Here is a 15,674-nt window from a genome sequence, read left to right on the forward strand (position 1 = left end):
AAAACTTTAGCTTAGGGAACTCCACAAGTTGAAACTGGCAGATTTGCTGAGGCTCGATCGCACAATTAAGGTTATTGGCTTTGACGACGCTCCGTTTTCTCGTACAAGCGGGAGCCTGGTGTCGATCGCGGGCATAGTCTGCGGGGGAACTCGATTTGAAGGAATGGTGTGGGGACAAGTCCTCCCAGACGGATTAGATGCCACGGATGCTATTTCTGGGCTACTCCTCGGAGGCAAATTTCTGCCGCAATTGCATCTCGTTTTGCTAGACGGAATTGCTTTCGGCGGCTTCAATATTATTGACCTTCCCGAGTTAGCATCGCGGCTGCAAATTCCTTGCGTTGCTGTCATGCGCCGCCAACCAGATTTAGATGCTGTTGAAAAAGCCCTCCGCCATTTACCCGACTCGGAATACCGTTTAGAATTGTTGCGTCGGGCGGGGAAAATTCACGCTTTTGAACCTTTCTTTTTTCAAGTTTGCGGCGAACAACCGGAAGTAATAGCGAGGGTGCTCCAGCGTTTGACAGACACTGGTAAAGTTCCTGAAGCTTTGCGTTTGGCTCATTTGATTGGTGCGGCTGTAATTACTGGAGTTAGCGGTAGTTCTGCTTGAATTATTGTTAAGAACGGGCAAGATGCCCGTTCCACAAAGAGTAAATTTTCTGGTGGGGTGGGCATCCTGCCCGCCCATGAAAGGTTTATTGACAATGGTGCAATATCTCAGTTTGTACTCACTTACTTACACAATTTCGCCGTCAATTTCACCGAACTCGATTTTAGTTCCCAACGCCAAAGCCAGGGTACTTTCAGGTTCTACCATTTTTATATCGCCTTGAATGTCTGTAGCCCACCAAGCGCGATCGGACAAATTGGTCAATCCTAACGAAAGCTCGTTTCTCGATCGAGAAGTGACTATAGCTACAAGACCGTTAGATGCTGCGGCTGTTAAACTCGGTATGTCAGAGGTGAATAGTTGAGTTCCCGCACTCAGAGGAATAACTCGACTGCCTAATTTCAGAGAAAATTGGCTGCTGGTAAAAGAATTTACTGCGGGCTGATTTGATATAAAGGTAGGCGGAATATTTGCCGGTGTTGGGGCTGGCAAGTCAGAGTTTCCTACTGTAATTGTACAGTTGCCGATTTTCTTTTGGTCGCCCGATCGCAAATAACTCACCGCCCCGCTATCAACATTCTCGCAAACAATTTGACCTGCTTCCAATTGAAACCGCATAGCCAAGGGCGAAACATTAGGAATGCAGATAATAGACAAATTTTCATCACTGCCAAAAGTCACTGGTTCCGAACCTAGAGTGAGAGTGCGATTTGCTCCGGTATCGTAACTAATTACCAGCCAAGCTTTGTTGAACAAAGTTTCAGCTACAACCAACATAATTCCAATCCAAAAACCGATCGCAGCACAGCCAGCTAAACGGCCGGCCGTACCGGATAAATTGTAAGCAAACAGAATAAACAAACAGCCGCCCAAAACTCCTCCAACACCGCCGCCTCCCGTGCCGCGAAGCGCTCCCAAATTAGGAATCCGCTGTGCCAGTCCAAGTCCTAACAAACTGCCAGCTATTCCCCAGCAAATTACTCGCAATAATTCGTTGTTTCCGTCGCCAATTCCGCTATAAATACCTTCGGCGATCGCCCCAGAAATGGCTCCTGCTATTAAACCAAACAATCCGCCATTTTTTAAAGCCTGTTTAATTTGAGGCTTGCCTTTGATATAGTAATAATAGCCGAACATAATAGCAGTAGCAATACCACCGCCTACCAATCCAAACCACCGAGCAGTGGACAATACACTGTCAAAAACAGATGTCGAACCAGTGAGTCCCTGCATGAAAGGTTCGGTGATTAGATTGCCGACAAAACCGCCGACTGCACCGCTAATGCCAAACTGTAAAGCTTTTTTAAGGGCTGATAGATTTCTTTTCACGGCGCACCAGATTAAAAGTGAGAGTCAAATCTAGCTACAAGCTCGAAAGTTAGGATTTCCGATGATCGGATATCTTGCACCCTTATCAAAAACAGGCTTTCCGGCCTGTTCCACAAACACAAAGAGTGAGTTTTCTTGCCGGGAGTAGGGGTTGGGTAGGAAACATTGGTGTCAACTTAAGCTTTTAGTCCCCCAGTCCTCCCGTTCACCCGGCAGTCCGCCAGGGAATGAATTCCCTGTCTAATAGCGAAAGTCCTCTAGAAGAGGACTGAATCATTCATTAGTCTTCTTTTAGAGGACTTTCGCTTTGAGGCAGGGGTTTCAACCCCTGACGGACTATCGGTTTTACCTTAAGTTGACACCAATGGGCAAGAGATCCCGCCCGTCCAAGACTTCAAGTTGAGAATGGTGCAAGATGTGAGACGATCGCACATCTCCTCCTCTGTCTCCCGCCTGTCTCCCTTCCCTCTCAGGGAAAAGTCTTTGATCCTCGCGCCGTCGCCCGCCACAATTCCCGATCAAGGCTCGATCGCCTGTAACCCTTGCTGCAAAATAATTATAGGAATTTTTTAACTGTGAAATTCTAACTGAGAACACCCTAGCGAGGGCCCAAATATGAAAAGGAATGTTACAAACTATTACAGTAACACTCAGAATGTGAACATAATGCCTCAAAATACTTGCGAGAGGTAGTTGTGTCAGAGAAGCAATATCCTTACTAACTGCCCGACAGTCACTCGATCGCCACTAAGTGGCCTGCTGCAATCTTGATCGTAAATTAAAGATCGCATCAGTCATTTATGGTATTGTAAGCGACAGGCTTAGTGCGAGCACTCACAACCGCACCGGCGTGAAGAACCAGCGCCGTTAAGCGCCGAAGGCAGTCACCCGCCAACAACTTCAACAGTTGCTGAGTGTGGAAAGTCCAGCCTTCCCCGTCAAAGCTCCTGCCTGAGCAGGAAAGATACGGGACGCAAGCGCCCGCCTTCGCTAGCCCAGCGCAGAGCAGTTCATATAGCAAAATATCCAGCGGGTACACACAAGATGAGTATCGTCACCAAATCAATCGTCAACGCAGACGCCGAAGCTCGCTACTTGAGCCCAGGTGAATTAGATCGGATCAAGAGCTTCGTCACCTCTGGTGAACGCCGCGTCCGCATCGCCCAAATTTTGAGCGAATCCCGCGAACGCATCGTCAAGCAAGCAGGCGACCAACTTTTCCAAAAGCGCCCTGATATTGTTTCTCCCGGCGGCAACGCTTACGGCGAAGAAATGACCGCAACTTGCTTGCGCGACATGGACTACTACCTGCGTTTGATTACCTACGGAATCGTAGCTGGCGACATTACTCCGATCGAAGAAATCGGTATTGTCGGCGTCCGCGAAATGTACAAATCTCTCGGCACCCCGATTGAAGCCGTCGCCGAAGGCGTTCGCGCTATGAAAAATGCAGCAAGTTCACTGCTGTCTGGAGAAGACGCTTCCGAAGCTTCCTCTTACTTCGACTACGTTATCGGTGCGATGCAGTAAGGAATTTCGATTTTAGGTTTTCGATTTTAGATTGAAAATTTGGGGGTTGCCGGCAACAAGTTAAAAGCTTTTGCAAATAACCAGCCACTTAAAAATCTTAAATCCCAAATCCCAAATTCCAAATTCTAGCTCCAAAATTGGACTGACTCAGCCACTTTCTAGGAAACAAGACAACCATGCAAGACGCAATTACCGCCGTTATCAATTCCTCTGACGTTCAAGGTAAGTACCTGGACATCAGCGCTCTAGACAAGCTCAAGAACTACTTTGCTTCTGGTGAACTGCGCGTCCGCGCCGCTACAGCCATCAGCGCCAATGCAGCCACAATCGTCAAAGAAGCAGTTGCTAAGTCTCTGTTGTACTCTGACGTAACTCGTCCCGGCGGCAATATGTACACCACTCGTCGTTATGCAGCTTGCATCCGCGACTTGGACTACTACCTCCGCTACGCCACCTACGCTATGTTGGCTGGCGACCCTTCCATCCTCGATGAGCGCGTGCTCAACGGTTTGAAAGAAACCTACAACTCCTTGGGCGTGCCCATCGGTTCTACCGTACAAGCAATCCAAGCAATGAAAGAAGTCACCGCCGGTTTGGTCGGTTCTGACGCTGGTAAAGAAATGGGCGTCTATTTCGACTACATCTGCTCTGGCTTGAGCTAAGACTCAGGAAGAAGGAAGAAGGAAGAAGGAAGAAAGAAGAAGAAATAACATTTATTTCTTGCCTCTTTTAACTTTGGACTTGTTACCTTTGACTTTGAAAAGAGGTCAGGGAAGTTGAGAGTGATTGCTAGACCGTCAAAGGCTTGTCGAGAAAGCCCGACGAGTTTTAACGAGCTAGTTTTGACTCCTAACTCCCTGCCTTCAATCTTTAAAAAATCCATCTAATAATCTGTAAACCTACTCAGGAGTTAGTTTCCCATGAGAATGTTTAAGGTGACTGCTTGCGTCCCAAGTCAAACCCGCATCCGCACTCAGCGCGAATTGCAAAATACCTATTTTACTAAGCTCGTTCCTTACGACAACTGGTTCCGGGAACAGCAAAGAATTATGAAAATGGGCGGCAGAATTATTAAAGTGCAACTGGCTACCGGTAAGCCCGGAGCTAATACAGGTTTACTTTAAGAGCCGAAGCTGGATTAGTAGAGGGGTAAGAGGTCGATCGCGACCTCTTTTTTTGTTGTTATAGTTATAGCAGAAGGAATAATGTCCAGCCTTGTTAATCTAATCATTGACAAATATTTCAATAAGCAGAAAGTATAACTGCGATTATCGCTAAGAAAACAGCAAGCATTTGTGGTAATGTAATAGCCTCTTTCAAGAATAAAGACGATAATAATATAGTAATCAGCGGGTAGATAGACGTAACACTCACTACATTGGCAACTTCACCTTTGCCAAGGGCTATAAAAAATACTAATGATGCCACAGTGCCACAAACGCCAACTAACATGGCAAAAAAAATTCCCCTAACATCTCCCTCAAAACTAAAATTATTAGTTTGGATAATAATAAATAAAGTAGTTAAAATAGCGCCAATTGCTTCATAAACAAAAGCAGTTTTGTAGTCAATATATTTAGTCGCTAAATTGCCAAAAAATCCCCACAAACCATATAATAGCGAACAGATTAATGCGTAAATTAACCAATCTGGTACTTTAGCCATCTTTGTTAGAGTTTATTGAGATCATTCTAAAATCCTATGGCTAACGACATTCGACGCTTGATTCCCTTTTTTGACCCGAGCGCGTCTCAATGGGCCGCTGAGGCTCGGTGGCTGAGGTGGCTGACTTTTCTGTGGCTGTTTGTAGGGCTGACAGCATTGTTTTCGGCTTCCTATCCCATTGCAAATTATGAATTTGGAGACGGGCTTTATTATTTTAAACGACAGCTAGTCGCAGTGGCGATCGGGCTGGCCGGCTTTAACTTGATAGTGTACTCCCCACTGCGCTACATCATGAAAACATCTCAGTTAGGCGTTTTATTGCTGCTGGGATTGCTCTGGTTGACCTTAGTTCCGGGAGTGGGAACCACAATCAACGGGGCGACTCGCTGGATATCTCTGGGCCCGGTTCCGATTATTCAACCTTCTGAATTGATCAAGCCGTTTTTTGTTCTCCAAAGCGCCCGCATTTTCGGCAACTGGTCCCGGCTGACGAATAAAGTTCGCTTAACTTGGCTGTTAATTTTCGGTGCAATGCTTTTGGGAATTTTGTTGCAGCCCAATTTAAGTACCACAGCTTTGTGCGGGATGACTTTGTGGTTGGTGGCTTTGGCGGCGGGCTTGCCTTACTTGCAGTTGGGCGCAACGGCTATGGGGGGAATGCTTTTAGCCGTTTTAAGTATTAGTGTTAAGGAATATCAGCGCCGCCGGATTATGTCTTTTCTCAATCCTTGGGCTGATCCGATGCAAGACGGCTATCAGTTGATTCAAAGTCTCCTGGCTGTGGGTTCTGGGGGCATTTGGGGTGTGGGTTTGGGGATGTCGCAGCAAAAGTTATTTTATTTGCCGATTCAGTACAGCGATTTTATTTTTGCTGTGTTTGCTGAGGAGTTTGGTTTGGTGGGAGGTTTCTCACTGTTGCTGATGTTGGCGGCTTACTCTACTGTGGCTTTGAGGGTAGCGATGAAGGCTCGAAATAGTGAGAGTCAGTTGGTGGCGATTGGGGTGATGGTGGTGATGGTGGGACAGTCGCTGCTGAATATTGGGGTGGCGACGGGGGTTTTGCCGACTACGGGTTTGCCGCTGCCGTTTTTTAGTTACGGGGGTTCTTCGATGTTGGCGAGTTTGTTGTTGTCGGGGTTGCTGATTCGGGTGGCTAGGGAGAGTTCTGAGGCTGATGTGGTTTCTTTAAACGGCCTCCGTGGAAAGCAGGGAAAGCCGAACTTGCGATCGAACAACGGCACTGCACAACCCGAATAATTTGTCAACTTATTTCCTACACTCGCGGATAACTAGAAACCGGGTTTTTTAACCACAATATTTGCTTAAAACCTTCAATAAGAGTCAAAAAACCCGGTTTCTTTATGTTCTGCTGCGGTATCATTCCGAGCGATCGACTATTTCCGCCCGTCACCTTTATTCGGCGGTTCTTCTTGTTGTTCTTGAGGTTTAGCTGTGATCTCAGTTAATTCTTTTTTGTCTGGTTTTGGTGTTTCTGGAGTTGAGTTAGCCATTGAGTTTTGTCATAAATAGATGCACCGCTTAATTATATCGTTTCGGCTGCAAAGATATTGCTGTAGATATCGAGAGGAAAATCAAGACGAACAATTCTCATGGAGTGGCATTTGAGCTTTAATAAGTGTTAGCAATATTTTGATGTGTGAAGCGGATATTCAAACGAGAGGCCTCTCAAAAGTTATGAAACTGCAAAAAATTGGATTGTCGGGACTGATCTCAATCTTAGCGGTGCTGACTATAGGCGAGTTTCGGTTTATCCCTAACTCTCAATTTAAAATCATCAATTCTCAGGCCTTGGCTCAAACCCAAGCTGAGCGGAAAGCCGAAGCAGACCGACTGTTCAAGCAAGGGATTCAGCAGTATCAGATTAGTCAATTTCAAGCTGCTTTGCAGTCTTGGCAACAGGCACTAATAATTTATCGAGAAATTAAAGACCGCCAAAGCGAGGGGAACGTTCTGGGAAGTCTTGGAATTGCTTACTTTCTCCTCGGCGACTACGCCAAAGCCATTGAGTACCAACAGCAGTGGTTGGCGATCGCCCGAGAAATTAAAGACCGCCAAAGCGAGGGGAAAGCTCTGGGAAATCTAGGAATTGCTTACAGTAACCTCGGCGACTACGCCAAAGCGGTCGAGTACCTTCAGCAGGTGTTGGCGATCGCCCGAGAAATTAAAGACCGCCAAAGCGAGGGGAAAGCTCTGGGAAATCTAGGAATTGCTTACAGTAACCTCGGCGACTACGCCAAAGCGGTCGAGTACGCTCAGCAGCACTTGGCGATCGCGCGAGAAATTAAAGACCGCCAAAGCGAGGGGGCGGCTCTGGGAAATCTGGGAATTGCTTACTTTTCCCTCGGCGACTACGCCAAAGCGCTCGAGTACGCTCAGCAGCAGTTGGCGATCGCGCGAGAAATTAAAGACCGCCCAAGCGAGGGGAAAGCTCTGGGAAATCTGGGAATTGCTTACTTTTCCCTCGGCGACTACGCCAAAGCCATCGAGTACGCTCAGCAGGACTTGGCGATCGCGCGAGAAATTAAAGACCGCCAAAGCGAGGGGGCGGCTCTGGGAAATCTGGGAATTGCTTACCTTTCCCTCGGCGACGACGCCAAAGCCATCGAGTACACTCAGCAGTGGTTGGCGATCGCGCGCGAAATTAAAGACCGCCAAAGCGAGGGGAAAGCTCTGGGAAATCTGGGAAATGCTTACGATAACCTCGGCGACTACACCAAAGCCATCGAGTACCAACAGCAGTGGTTGGCGATCGCGCGAGAAATTAAAGACCGCCAAAGCGAGGGGGCGGCTCTGGGAAATCTGGGAATTGCTTACCGTAACCTCGGCGACTACGCCAAAGCCATCGAGTACGCTCAGCAGGACTTGGCGATCGCGCGAGAAATTAAAGACCGCCAAAGCGAGGGGGCGGCTCTGGGAAATCTGGGAATTGCTTACCATAACCTCGGCGACTACGCCAAAGCCATCGAGTACACTCAGCAGTGGTTGGCGATCGCGCGAGAAATTAAAGCCCGCCAAAGCGAGGGGCAAGCTCTGGGAAATCTGGGATTGGCTCTCGCCAACTCTGGCAATCTCCCAGCAGCAGAGAAAACCCTACTTGATAGTATTAAAGTTTTGGAATCTCTCCGTGCTGGATTAGACGATGCCAATAAAGTGTCAATATTTGAAACCCAAACTAGCCCCTACGTCAATTTACAACAAGTCCTCATTGCCCAGAAAAAAACTAATGAGGCTTTAGAAATTGCCGAACGGGGTAGAGCCCGAGCTTTTGTGGAGTTGTTGGCATCTCGCCTTGCCCCATCTGCCTCTGTCACAACTACTATCAACCCCCCCAATATCCAGCAAATTCAACAAATCGCTAAAGAGCAAAACGCTACCCTCGTCGAGTATTCAACTATTGAGAATCAAGCCCTTTATATTTGGGTCATCAAGCCGACTGGTGAGATTACCTTTCGCTCCGTTGACCTCAAATCTCTGAACATCAATCTACCCGAAGCCACCGAACAGACAAGAGTATCTGCTGCTCTGGGCACGAGAGGATTAAACGAGCAAGATACCGCCTTAGCTGAGATGATTCGCGGCACTCGCGAGGCTCTGGGTGTATCGGCGGGGGACACTGCCAATAAACAAACAGCTAATCCCCCTGCTTCTACCCCTGCTAATTCTCGGATAATCTACCCCAAATTACAGCAAAGTTATCAACTACTGATTCAACCCATTGCCGATCTTTTACCTACTGATCCGAATGCTCCGGTCATCTTCATTCCCCATAAATCCCTGTTTTTAGTTCCCTTTGCCGCCTTACAAAATCCGACAGGTCAATATCTGATTGAAAAACATACCATCCTCACTGCTCCCGCCATTCAAATTTTGCAGTTAACCAGCCAATCACGGCAAAAAGTCCGACAACTTTCTCTGCCAAATAACCTCGTCGTTGGCAATCCAACCATGCCCCAAATTGGCAACCCGCCGCGCCAATTAGCTCCCTTACCAGCAAGCGAACAGGAAGCAATTACAATTGCCAAACTTCTGAATACTCAAGCAATTACAGGCTCTCAAGCGACTAAAGCATCGATTACTCAACAGATGCTAAAAGCCCGAATTATTCATCTGGCAACTCACGGATTACTCAATGAAGTGAAGAGGCGAGATTTACCGGGAGCGATCGCCCTGAGTCCATCAGGAAATGATGACGGATTGCTGACTTCGAGCGAAATCTTGGATTTAAAATTAAATGCTGAATTAGTGGTATTAAGTGCTTGCAATACTGGCAGAGGAAAACTGACAGGCGATGGTGTGCTTGGGTTATCTCGTGCTTTAATTAGTGCTGGTGTTTCCAGTATTATCGTTTCTCTGTGGTTAGTGCCCGACGATCCGACAGCGGAATTAATGGCAGAATTCTATCGCCAGTTACAGCTAAACCCGAATAAAGCTCAAGCTTTGCGGCAAGCGATGCTGATGACAATGAAGATGCACCCAACTCCGCAAGATTGGGCGGCGTTTACGCTAATTGGCGAAGCAGAATAAGATGTTTTTCTGCGCTTGCTACACTGCTTGAGGGTTGCAGCCAAACAAATCGGAGGTGGACGCAAAAACATCTTTGTTAAGTATTAAATGCCGATCGCCATCTCGACTGATTAACCCTTGCTGCTGCAATTTCCCCAGCATTCGAGTTACTGTTACCCGCGTCGTGCAAATCGCATTAGCAATATCTTGATGTGTCAAGCGGATATTCAAACGAGTTCCCTCAACCACAGGCTGACCAAATTCCTGTTGCAATAATAGCAGTAGCTGATACAAACGGTCATCTACTCGCCGCTGTCCGGCGATCGCTAAAATTGCTTCCATTTGCCGCAGCCGCCGTACCATTTGAGGTAGCAACTCGTGAGCTAATTGAGGAGAAGCTTCGATTTCCACCATAGAATACCACATCAAATAAATATCTGATGTCGCCGTAGCTCGGTAAGTCTGCAAGCTTGTCAACCACAAACCGAAGCACATCGAAGGCCCAACCCAACCCAAAAGTCCTTCTTCCCCGGTTGGGTAAAGCGTACTCAGTTGTGCTAGACCTTGACAGACTCGCCAAAGACCGTGCGACATCATAGGAATGGTTTCGCCCTTAGCATAAAAATGCAAGTTTCGAGTCGCTCCTGTGTTATGCTGGATTTCCGCTAAAAGTGCTTTGGATGTTGGTGGCATATCCCTTATTTCCAGCTAAAAAACATTTGTCTGAGACCTACGCCTCTGACTCTAACCGGCAAAGGTAAAGGTTTGGTAATCGTCTGGTTAGCGCCAAGATAAACTTTAGTCATTAGTCATTAGTCATTAGTTGTTATAAAATGACTGAGAACATGGTAAATTATGCAAAATAAATGCCCTCGTTATTGCCGGCATATTAAATAAATATTTAAGTGGAAGAATCAATCAGACTATTTGTTAATAAATAGTGGGTTGCTCAAGGTTTTATAGAAAACCGAGGCGAGTTCTGAAGTTCGATCTCACTCCCAGACCCGCCGAGTCAACTGCTGCTATCTGCTGCCACAACCTTCAAGAACTTCTAAAATAGTTCAAGAAGATATCAAAAGACAAAGTAAGGTTTTTCATGGCCGATCAATTAATTCGCGCTACAGCCGCAGAGGGCGGAATTCGCGCTGTAGGCGTCATTTCCACCCGCCTCACCGAAGAAGCAAGACAGCGGCACAAGCTCTCCTACGTGGCTACAGCGGCCCTCGGCCGCACAATGTCGGCAGGGCTGTTACTCGCCTCCAGCATGAAACGCCCCGAATCGAGAGTCAATATTCGCATCAAAGGAGATGGGCCGCTGGGCGGGCTTCTAGTGGATGCGGGACTTGATGGAACAGTTCGAGGTTATGTGGACAATCCCGGAGTGGAATTGCCGCCCAATGCTAAAGGCAAACTCGACGTTGGCGGGGCAATAGGTGACGGTTATTTGTACGTGGTGCGGGACGTTGGATACGGATTCCCTTATTCAAGTACGGTAGAATTGGTTTCCGGCGAAATTGGCGACGATCTGACTCATTATTTGGCAACCTCGGAGCAAACGCCTTCGGCTCTGGTTCTGGGGGTGTTTGTGGGGGCGGGCGGGGTACAAGCGTCTGGGGGTGTGCTGTTGCAGGTTCTGCCGAAGGCGGCAACGGACGAAAAATTGGTGCAAACTTTAGAATCTAGAGTTGCTGAATTGTCGGGCTTTACGCCACTGCTGCGATCGGGCAAAACGCTGCACCAGATTCTCGAAGAGTTACTGGGAGATATGGGTCTGGAAATTTTCCCGGAAACTCAGATGGTGCGCTTTGACTGCGGCTGTTCGTTCGATCGAGTTTTAGGCGCTCTGAAAATGTTGGGCGAAGCGGAACTCCAAGACATGATTGAAAAAGATGGGGGGGCTGAGGCTACTTGCCATTTCTGCAACGAGGTTTACAAAGCTAATAGCGACCAACTTGCGGAACTGATCGGCGATTTGCGATCAAACTCCGGTTCTTGAGACGATAATGTGTAATTGGCTCTATTGAGTGCGAGTTAGGGATGACGGCCTTGACCAATTGCCAATTACGCATTATCAATTACCTAATCACAAAATTTTGATTTTGGCGGTTTGGCGATCGGCTCTTGCAGCCTGGGGCCGACCGGAGGATGTAAAAGTAAGGAACCCCACGCTTAAAAGCGGGGCTTTCAAGACAGTCCGGCTCTGTGAGCGGGATTGAACCGAAAACCCAAACCTTACCAGAGACAGGATCAGACTTACGTTTTTTGAGTCACGATACCGGAAAATGCGACGCTAGTTTTCCGCTCTATCGCTGAGAGTTAAACAGGACCGGGTGGGGTCAAACCAGTGCTTTCAGCCTAACAAGCTCACAAAACATTCAAGGGAGCGAACCTTACCCCGAAAGGGAGATTGAGGCAACCATACCTCACCGGAGAGGCCACCCGACCTCTCCAACCCCGAAAGGGGATTCAAGGCGACGGTCGTCGCAGCCGCCTTCCTCCCCATGCCTAAAGTCAAGGGCTGCCCGCTCGTTTTTTGGTGATGAATACATTTTATAGAGCAGTTGATAGCAGCGCTCGCAGTTTTTAAATAACTAACGCTGGCTGGTTGCTGTTTGTGGTGAGGATATGAGTCAAGATCGCAAAATACCAGGCCGTTGGTCTGCATCAGAATCTTTGGAGTCAACAAAGGATACTTCGTCGCTGGTGCGTTTACCAGCAAGGAAAAACCGGGCTGAACGACTTAAAGAGCTCCGAGAGTTGGTTACTTCGGGAAAACTGCCGGGAGGGCATCTGGAACTACCGCCGAATTTATCTGGGGAAAACTCGCAGCCGCCGGGGGAACACAATCCGTTTTGGCGAAACTGGTCGAATAAGTGGCAGTTTTGGCTGGCGCTGAGTTTGATGCTATCGGTGGGTATGGGGTTTGTGGCAATTGCGTCTTTACTCAACCTGACCTCACAGTCCAATTGCTCAAAGATTTTTTGGCCAACGGCTTCTGCTAACGATCGCTTTTTTTGTGCTCAAGAAGCAGCAAGCAAGCGGACGGCGGATGATTTGCTCAGGGCGATCGAATTAGTGAATGCTTTGCCACAAGACCATCCGCTGCGGCCGAGAATTAACACTCAAATCGAGCGGTGGTCGGAGGATATTCTCAGGCTGGGAAATGCTACTTTCCAAGAAGGAAAGCTGGAGGAGGCGATTGCGCTCGCTCGCAAGGTTCCTAAAGACGTTCCCGCTTACCCGACGGTTGAAAAGCAGATTGAAAAGTGGCAGTCGATATGGAGCGAGGCAGAGAAAATTTACCGCACGGCTGAAGACCACTTGCGTCAGGAAGAGTGGACGCTGGCTTTCAGCCAAGCTACTCTGCTTTTGGATTTGGGAAATACTTTCTGGGAATCGGCTAAGTACGAGGAATTGACTAAGCTAATTCAGACGACTCGGGCTGAGGGCAATAAGTTGCTAAAAGCCCGCAATACAGCCTCCGAGGGAGGTCTCGACAATCTGGTGACGGGGATTAAGCTGGCTCAGGGAATTGGTCAAAACAGTTATTTGTATCAAGCTGCCAATAAAGCGATCGCGGAATTTAGCAAGAAAATTCTGGATATCGCCCAAAAACGATTGCAGGCAGGGGATTGGCAGGAGGCGATCGCGATCGCTAACAAGATTCCAGAGTCGGCAAATTTAAGGGAACAAGTACAAGATTTTAATGAGTTGGCGAATGCTACTTCTCAGGCTTTGACTGGCTCTGTTGAGGGTTTCTCCAAGGCGATCGAGATTGCTCAAAAGTTGAATTCGGGCCGCCCTTTATACAAACAAGCTCAAGATTTAGTCGGCCGCTGGCAGCAAGAAATGGCTGATGTGAAAGTTTTGGATTTGGCAAGCAGGCTGGCGGCGCCGGGTGGGGTAAATGATTTGAGGGCTGCCATCGCGCAATTGCAAACAGTCCCTCAATCAAATCCCCGCGCTTCGGAAGCTCGCAGTCAAATTAGCAGCTTGACTCGTCAAATCGAGCTGCTGGAAGATAGTCCGTATTTGCAAAGAGCGAACGATTTGGCGAGTACGGGCGATCCGAATGCTCTGGAAGCTGCCGTCGCTCAAGCTTCTCGGATAGCTAGAGGTAGGGCGCTTTACGTGGAAGCTCAAACCAAAATTCAAGCTTGGATCGAGAGGAGACAGCGGCTTGTTGACCAGCCGTTTTTGGATAGAGCTCAGCAGCTAGCGGCGGGGGGCAATTTGGCGGGGGCAATTGAGATGGCCCGCCGGATTCGATCGGGACGGGTGCTTTATGAGGAAGCTCGATCGAACATTCGGACTTGGGAGGCTCAATTTCAAGGCGAGCAAGGTTTGCAGAACGCCCGTCAGACAGCCCGAGCGGGGACTGCGGAGGCTCTGCAAACGGCTATTGCGCTGGCTCTTCAGGTGCCGGAGTCGAGTTCGCTCCGGTGGCAGGCGAGTGAGGCAATTGATGAGTGGAGCCAGCGGATTTTGGCGCTTGGTGTGGAACAGTCGTCGTCGGATCTGGCTGGGGCGATCGCGACTTTGAAGAAAATTCCTTCGGGTACTCGGGCTTTTGAGCAAGCTCGATCGCAAATCAAAGTTTGGGAGGAGTCGCTGGACCCTCCCGATGCTGAATCTCCCCCTCCCGAACCGCCGGAAACTGAGCCACCTAGCAGCTCTAGGAGTCGGTAAATTGGAGGGTGAGAAGGTGCTAACTAATATCTTTACTTCTCTGTATTACTTCTCTGTATTAGGGAACCAAAAATGAAAACGCCCAAGCAAGTGATCCAAGACTGGGTTTCTGCTTATAACGCTCGTGACCCTCACGCCCTGATCGAGCTTTATCACGATGATGCAGAGAACCATCAAGTTGCCTTTGGCGCTCCTATAAACGGGCGTGAGGCATTGCTTGAGAGTTTTGTTACCTTCTTCCAAGCTTTTCCAGACAATTACACGCACGTTGAGAATCTGTTTGAGGATGGCGAGTGGGCGATCGTCGAGTGGACTGGTGGCGGCACATTTCTAGGTGAGTTTGGTGGCAACCTACCAACTGGCAAAAGTTTTACGCTGCAAGGCTGTGGCTTCTTTCATGTTGTTGATGGCAAAATCCATTTTCAACGCGGTTATATAGACAAGCACACTTGGTTCATGCAGATTGGGCTACCGATATCATAAGCTTCCTGTTGTGCAACTGTACAATTATTTCGCATCAAGTCTTTGCTGACTAAAACCTGCATGGCAGCTAGAGACTACCGAAAAAAGGTGCTTTTTCCCGATGCTTGCAATCCCATTAAAATGACTAATTCCAGAGCCTAAACATCCGCCGGATTGAGGTGCATCATTGCCCAAGTGGTGTAAGTGCCGATCGGACTCCAAAGTATGTAAGGCAGCAATAACAGGGCGGCAGGCTCGGAAACTTGCAACACACTTAAAGCTAGTATTACGCTTAAAATAGCCCCCGTTCCGCCAATTATTGTGCCGACTTTTAGGCTCCTAACTTTGCACATAACCGAGGTGTAAGACATAGTTACTATTTCTAAAAGCAGGTACAAACCCATTCTCAGCCAAGTCTCCTGAGTTCCCGGTTCTTTTTCCCACACAATCACTGCTGACCAAGCTGCACAAATAAAAATTACTGTCCAAATTAGGGGAATTGCTTTTTCAAATACTAGCCATCTCGGACGCTGCAAGCGGTTGAACCATTGGATGTCGCTGGGGGGGATGAAGTTAGCTGCTAGTGCTACTATCAAGGCGACGCCTCCAATTACCATCCAGGATTTAATCATTTTTTTACCTTGGGCGAGGTTGACAGGTTCAATTCAGCAGATATTATCTCTAATTTTGGCGATCGCGCAATCTGTCGCTAGTTATATTAGGTTTGGCCCGTCACAAAACCCAACATCAGTTGAAAAGTAATTTAGACTTCTGGGAAACCTCAATTTATTTTATTCAATTCCGCTTCATAATATAAAAAATGTGACTCTTGCTCCCTCCCCTTGAAAAGGGGAGGGTTCCG

13 protein-coding genes are annotated in these 15,674 nt (G+C 48.0%); 9 read left to right on the forward strand and 4 right to left on the reverse strand.

Features of this window, described 5'->3' with window-relative positions; translation table 11 throughout:
* Positions 1-28: 28 nt before the first annotated feature.
* Positions 29-613, forward strand: coding sequence for an endonuclease dU (locus NDI35_RS12915; protein WP_445313083.1), 585 nt, complete (start codon positions 29-31; stop codon positions 611-613).
* A 126-nt stretch (positions 614-739) separates the two neighbouring features.
* Here NDI35_RS12915 and NDI35_RS12920 read toward each other — a convergent pair whose 3' ends face one another.
* A complete protein-coding gene (locus NDI35_RS12920; protein WP_445313084.1) occupies positions 740-1,942 on the reverse strand; it encodes an FHA domain-containing protein in 1,203 nt (400 codons plus the stop codon).
* Positions 1,943-2,986: 1,044 nt separating this feature from the next.
* Here NDI35_RS12920 and apcA point away from each other — a divergent pair.
* The 3 genes from apcA (at position 2,987) to NDI35_RS12935 (ending at position 4,596) form a co-directional block, all read left to right on the forward strand.
* A complete protein-coding gene (apcA, locus tag NDI35_RS12925; RefSeq protein WP_333036136.1) occupies positions 2,987-3,472 on the forward strand; it encodes an allophycocyanin subunit alpha in 486 nt (161 codons plus the stop codon).
* A gap of 176 nt (positions 3,473-3,648) precedes the next feature.
* The gene (apcB, locus tag NDI35_RS12930) at positions 3,649-4,134 is read left to right on the forward strand and encodes an allophycocyanin subunit beta (protein ID WP_006634930.1); all 486 of its coding nucleotides are present in this window, start codon (positions 3,649-3,651) and stop codon (positions 4,132-4,134) included.
* A gap of 258 nt (positions 4,135-4,392) precedes the next feature.
* The gene (locus tag NDI35_RS12935) at positions 4,393-4,596 is read left to right on the forward strand and encodes a phycobilisome linker polypeptide (protein WP_006634929.1); all 204 of its coding nucleotides are present in this window, start codon (positions 4,393-4,395) and stop codon (positions 4,594-4,596) included.
* A gap of 118 nt (positions 4,597-4,714) precedes the next feature.
* Here the strand turns inward: NDI35_RS12935 and NDI35_RS12940 are convergent, their stop codons facing one another.
* The gene (locus tag NDI35_RS12940) at positions 4,715-5,137 is read right to left on the reverse strand and encodes an EamA family transporter (RefSeq protein WP_445313085.1); all 423 of its coding nucleotides are present in this window, start codon (positions 5,135-5,137) and stop codon (positions 4,715-4,717) included.
* Positions 5,138-5,173: 36 nt separating this feature from the next.
* Here NDI35_RS12940 and NDI35_RS12945 point away from each other — a divergent pair, with 36 nt between their 5' ends.
* Both NDI35_RS12945 and NDI35_RS12950 read left to right on the forward strand, forming a co-directional pair.
* Complete coding sequence (locus tag NDI35_RS12945) at positions 5,174-6,394, forward strand: FtsW/RodA/SpoVE family cell cycle protein (protein ID WP_445313086.1); 1,221 nt, start codon at positions 5,174-5,176, stop codon at positions 6,392-6,394.
* A gap of 438 nt (positions 6,395-6,832) precedes the next feature.
* Positions 6,833-9,682, forward strand: a complete 2,850-nt coding sequence (locus tag NDI35_RS12950; RefSeq protein ID WP_445313087.1) for a CHAT domain-containing tetratricopeptide repeat protein — start codon at positions 6,833-6,835, stop codon at positions 9,680-9,682.
* A gap of 18 nt (positions 9,683-9,700) precedes the next feature.
* Here the strand turns inward: NDI35_RS12950 and NDI35_RS12955 are convergent, their stop codons facing one another.
* A complete protein-coding gene (locus tag NDI35_RS12955) occupies positions 9,701-10,354 on the reverse strand; it encodes a Crp/Fnr family transcriptional regulator (RefSeq protein WP_445313088.1) in 654 nt (217 codons plus the stop codon).
* A 403-nt stretch (positions 10,355-10,757) separates the two neighbouring features.
* Here NDI35_RS12955 and hslO point away from each other — a divergent pair, with 403 nt between their 5' ends.
* The 3 genes from hslO (at position 10,758) to NDI35_RS12970 (ending at position 14,833) form a co-directional block, all read left to right on the forward strand.
* Positions 10,758-11,657 carry an Hsp33 family molecular chaperone HslO gene (gene hslO, locus NDI35_RS12960; protein ID WP_445313089.1) on the forward strand — a complete coding sequence of 300 codons (900 nt, stop codon included), beginning with the start codon at positions 10,758-10,760 and terminating at the stop codon, positions 11,655-11,657.
* Between the two features lie 629 nt (positions 11,658-12,286).
* Positions 12,287-14,350, forward strand: coding sequence for a hypothetical protein (locus tag NDI35_RS12965; RefSeq protein ID WP_445313090.1), 2,064 nt, complete (start codon positions 12,287-12,289; stop codon positions 14,348-14,350).
* A 72-nt stretch (positions 14,351-14,422) separates the two neighbouring features.
* A complete protein-coding gene (locus NDI35_RS12970) occupies positions 14,423-14,833 on the forward strand; it encodes an ester cyclase (protein WP_445313091.1) in 411 nt (136 codons plus the stop codon).
* A 137-nt stretch (positions 14,834-14,970) separates the two neighbouring features.
* Here the strand turns inward: NDI35_RS12970 and NDI35_RS12975 are convergent, their stop codons facing one another.
* Positions 14,971-15,444, reverse strand: coding sequence for a TspO/MBR family protein (locus NDI35_RS12975; RefSeq protein WP_445313092.1), 474 nt, complete (start codon positions 15,442-15,444; stop codon positions 14,971-14,973).
* Positions 15,445-15,674 lie beyond the last annotated feature (230 nt).

The organism is Microcoleus vaginatus FACHB-2002, from assembly GCF_040004035.1.
Lineage (GTDB): Bacteria > Cyanobacteriota > Cyanobacteriia > Cyanobacteriales > Microcoleaceae > Microcoleus > Microcoleus vaginatus_C.

Coding starts and splice junctions, on each gene's coding strand:
- apcA (WP_333036136.1), top strand. CDS start 2,987: ATGAGTATCGTCACCAAATCAATCGTCAACGCAGACGCCGAAGCTCGC.
- apcB (WP_006634930.1), top strand. CDS start 3,649: ATGCAAGACGCAATTACCGCCGTTATCAATTCCTCTGACGTTCAAGGT.
- NDI35_RS12935 (WP_006634929.1), top strand. CDS start 4,393: ATGAGAATGTTTAAGGTGACTGCTTGCGTCCCAAGTCAAACCCGCATC.
- NDI35_RS12940 (WP_445313085.1), bottom strand. CDS start 5,137: ATGGCTAAAGTACCAGATTGGTTAATTTACGCATTAATCTGTTCGCTA.
- NDI35_RS12945 (WP_445313086.1), top strand. CDS start 5,174: ATGGCTAACGACATTCGACGCTTGATTCCCTTTTTTGACCCGAGCGCG.
- NDI35_RS12950 (WP_445313087.1), top strand. CDS start 6,833: ATGAAACTGCAAAAAATTGGATTGTCGGGACTGATCTCAATCTTAGCG.
- NDI35_RS12955 (WP_445313088.1), bottom strand. CDS start 10,354: ATGCCACCAACATCCAAAGCACTTTTAGCGGAAATCCAGCATAACACA.
- hslO (WP_445313089.1), top strand. CDS start 10,758: ATGGCCGATCAATTAATTCGCGCTACAGCCGCAGAGGGCGGAATTCGC.
- NDI35_RS12965 (WP_445313090.1), top strand. CDS start 12,287: ATGAGTCAAGATCGCAAAATACCAGGCCGTTGGTCTGCATCAGAATCT.
- NDI35_RS12970 (WP_445313091.1), top strand. CDS start 14,423: ATGAAAACGCCCAAGCAAGTGATCCAAGACTGGGTTTCTGCTTATAAC.
- NDI35_RS12975 (WP_445313092.1), bottom strand. CDS start 15,444: ATGATTAAATCCTGGATGGTAATTGGAGGCGTCGCCTTGATAGTAGCA.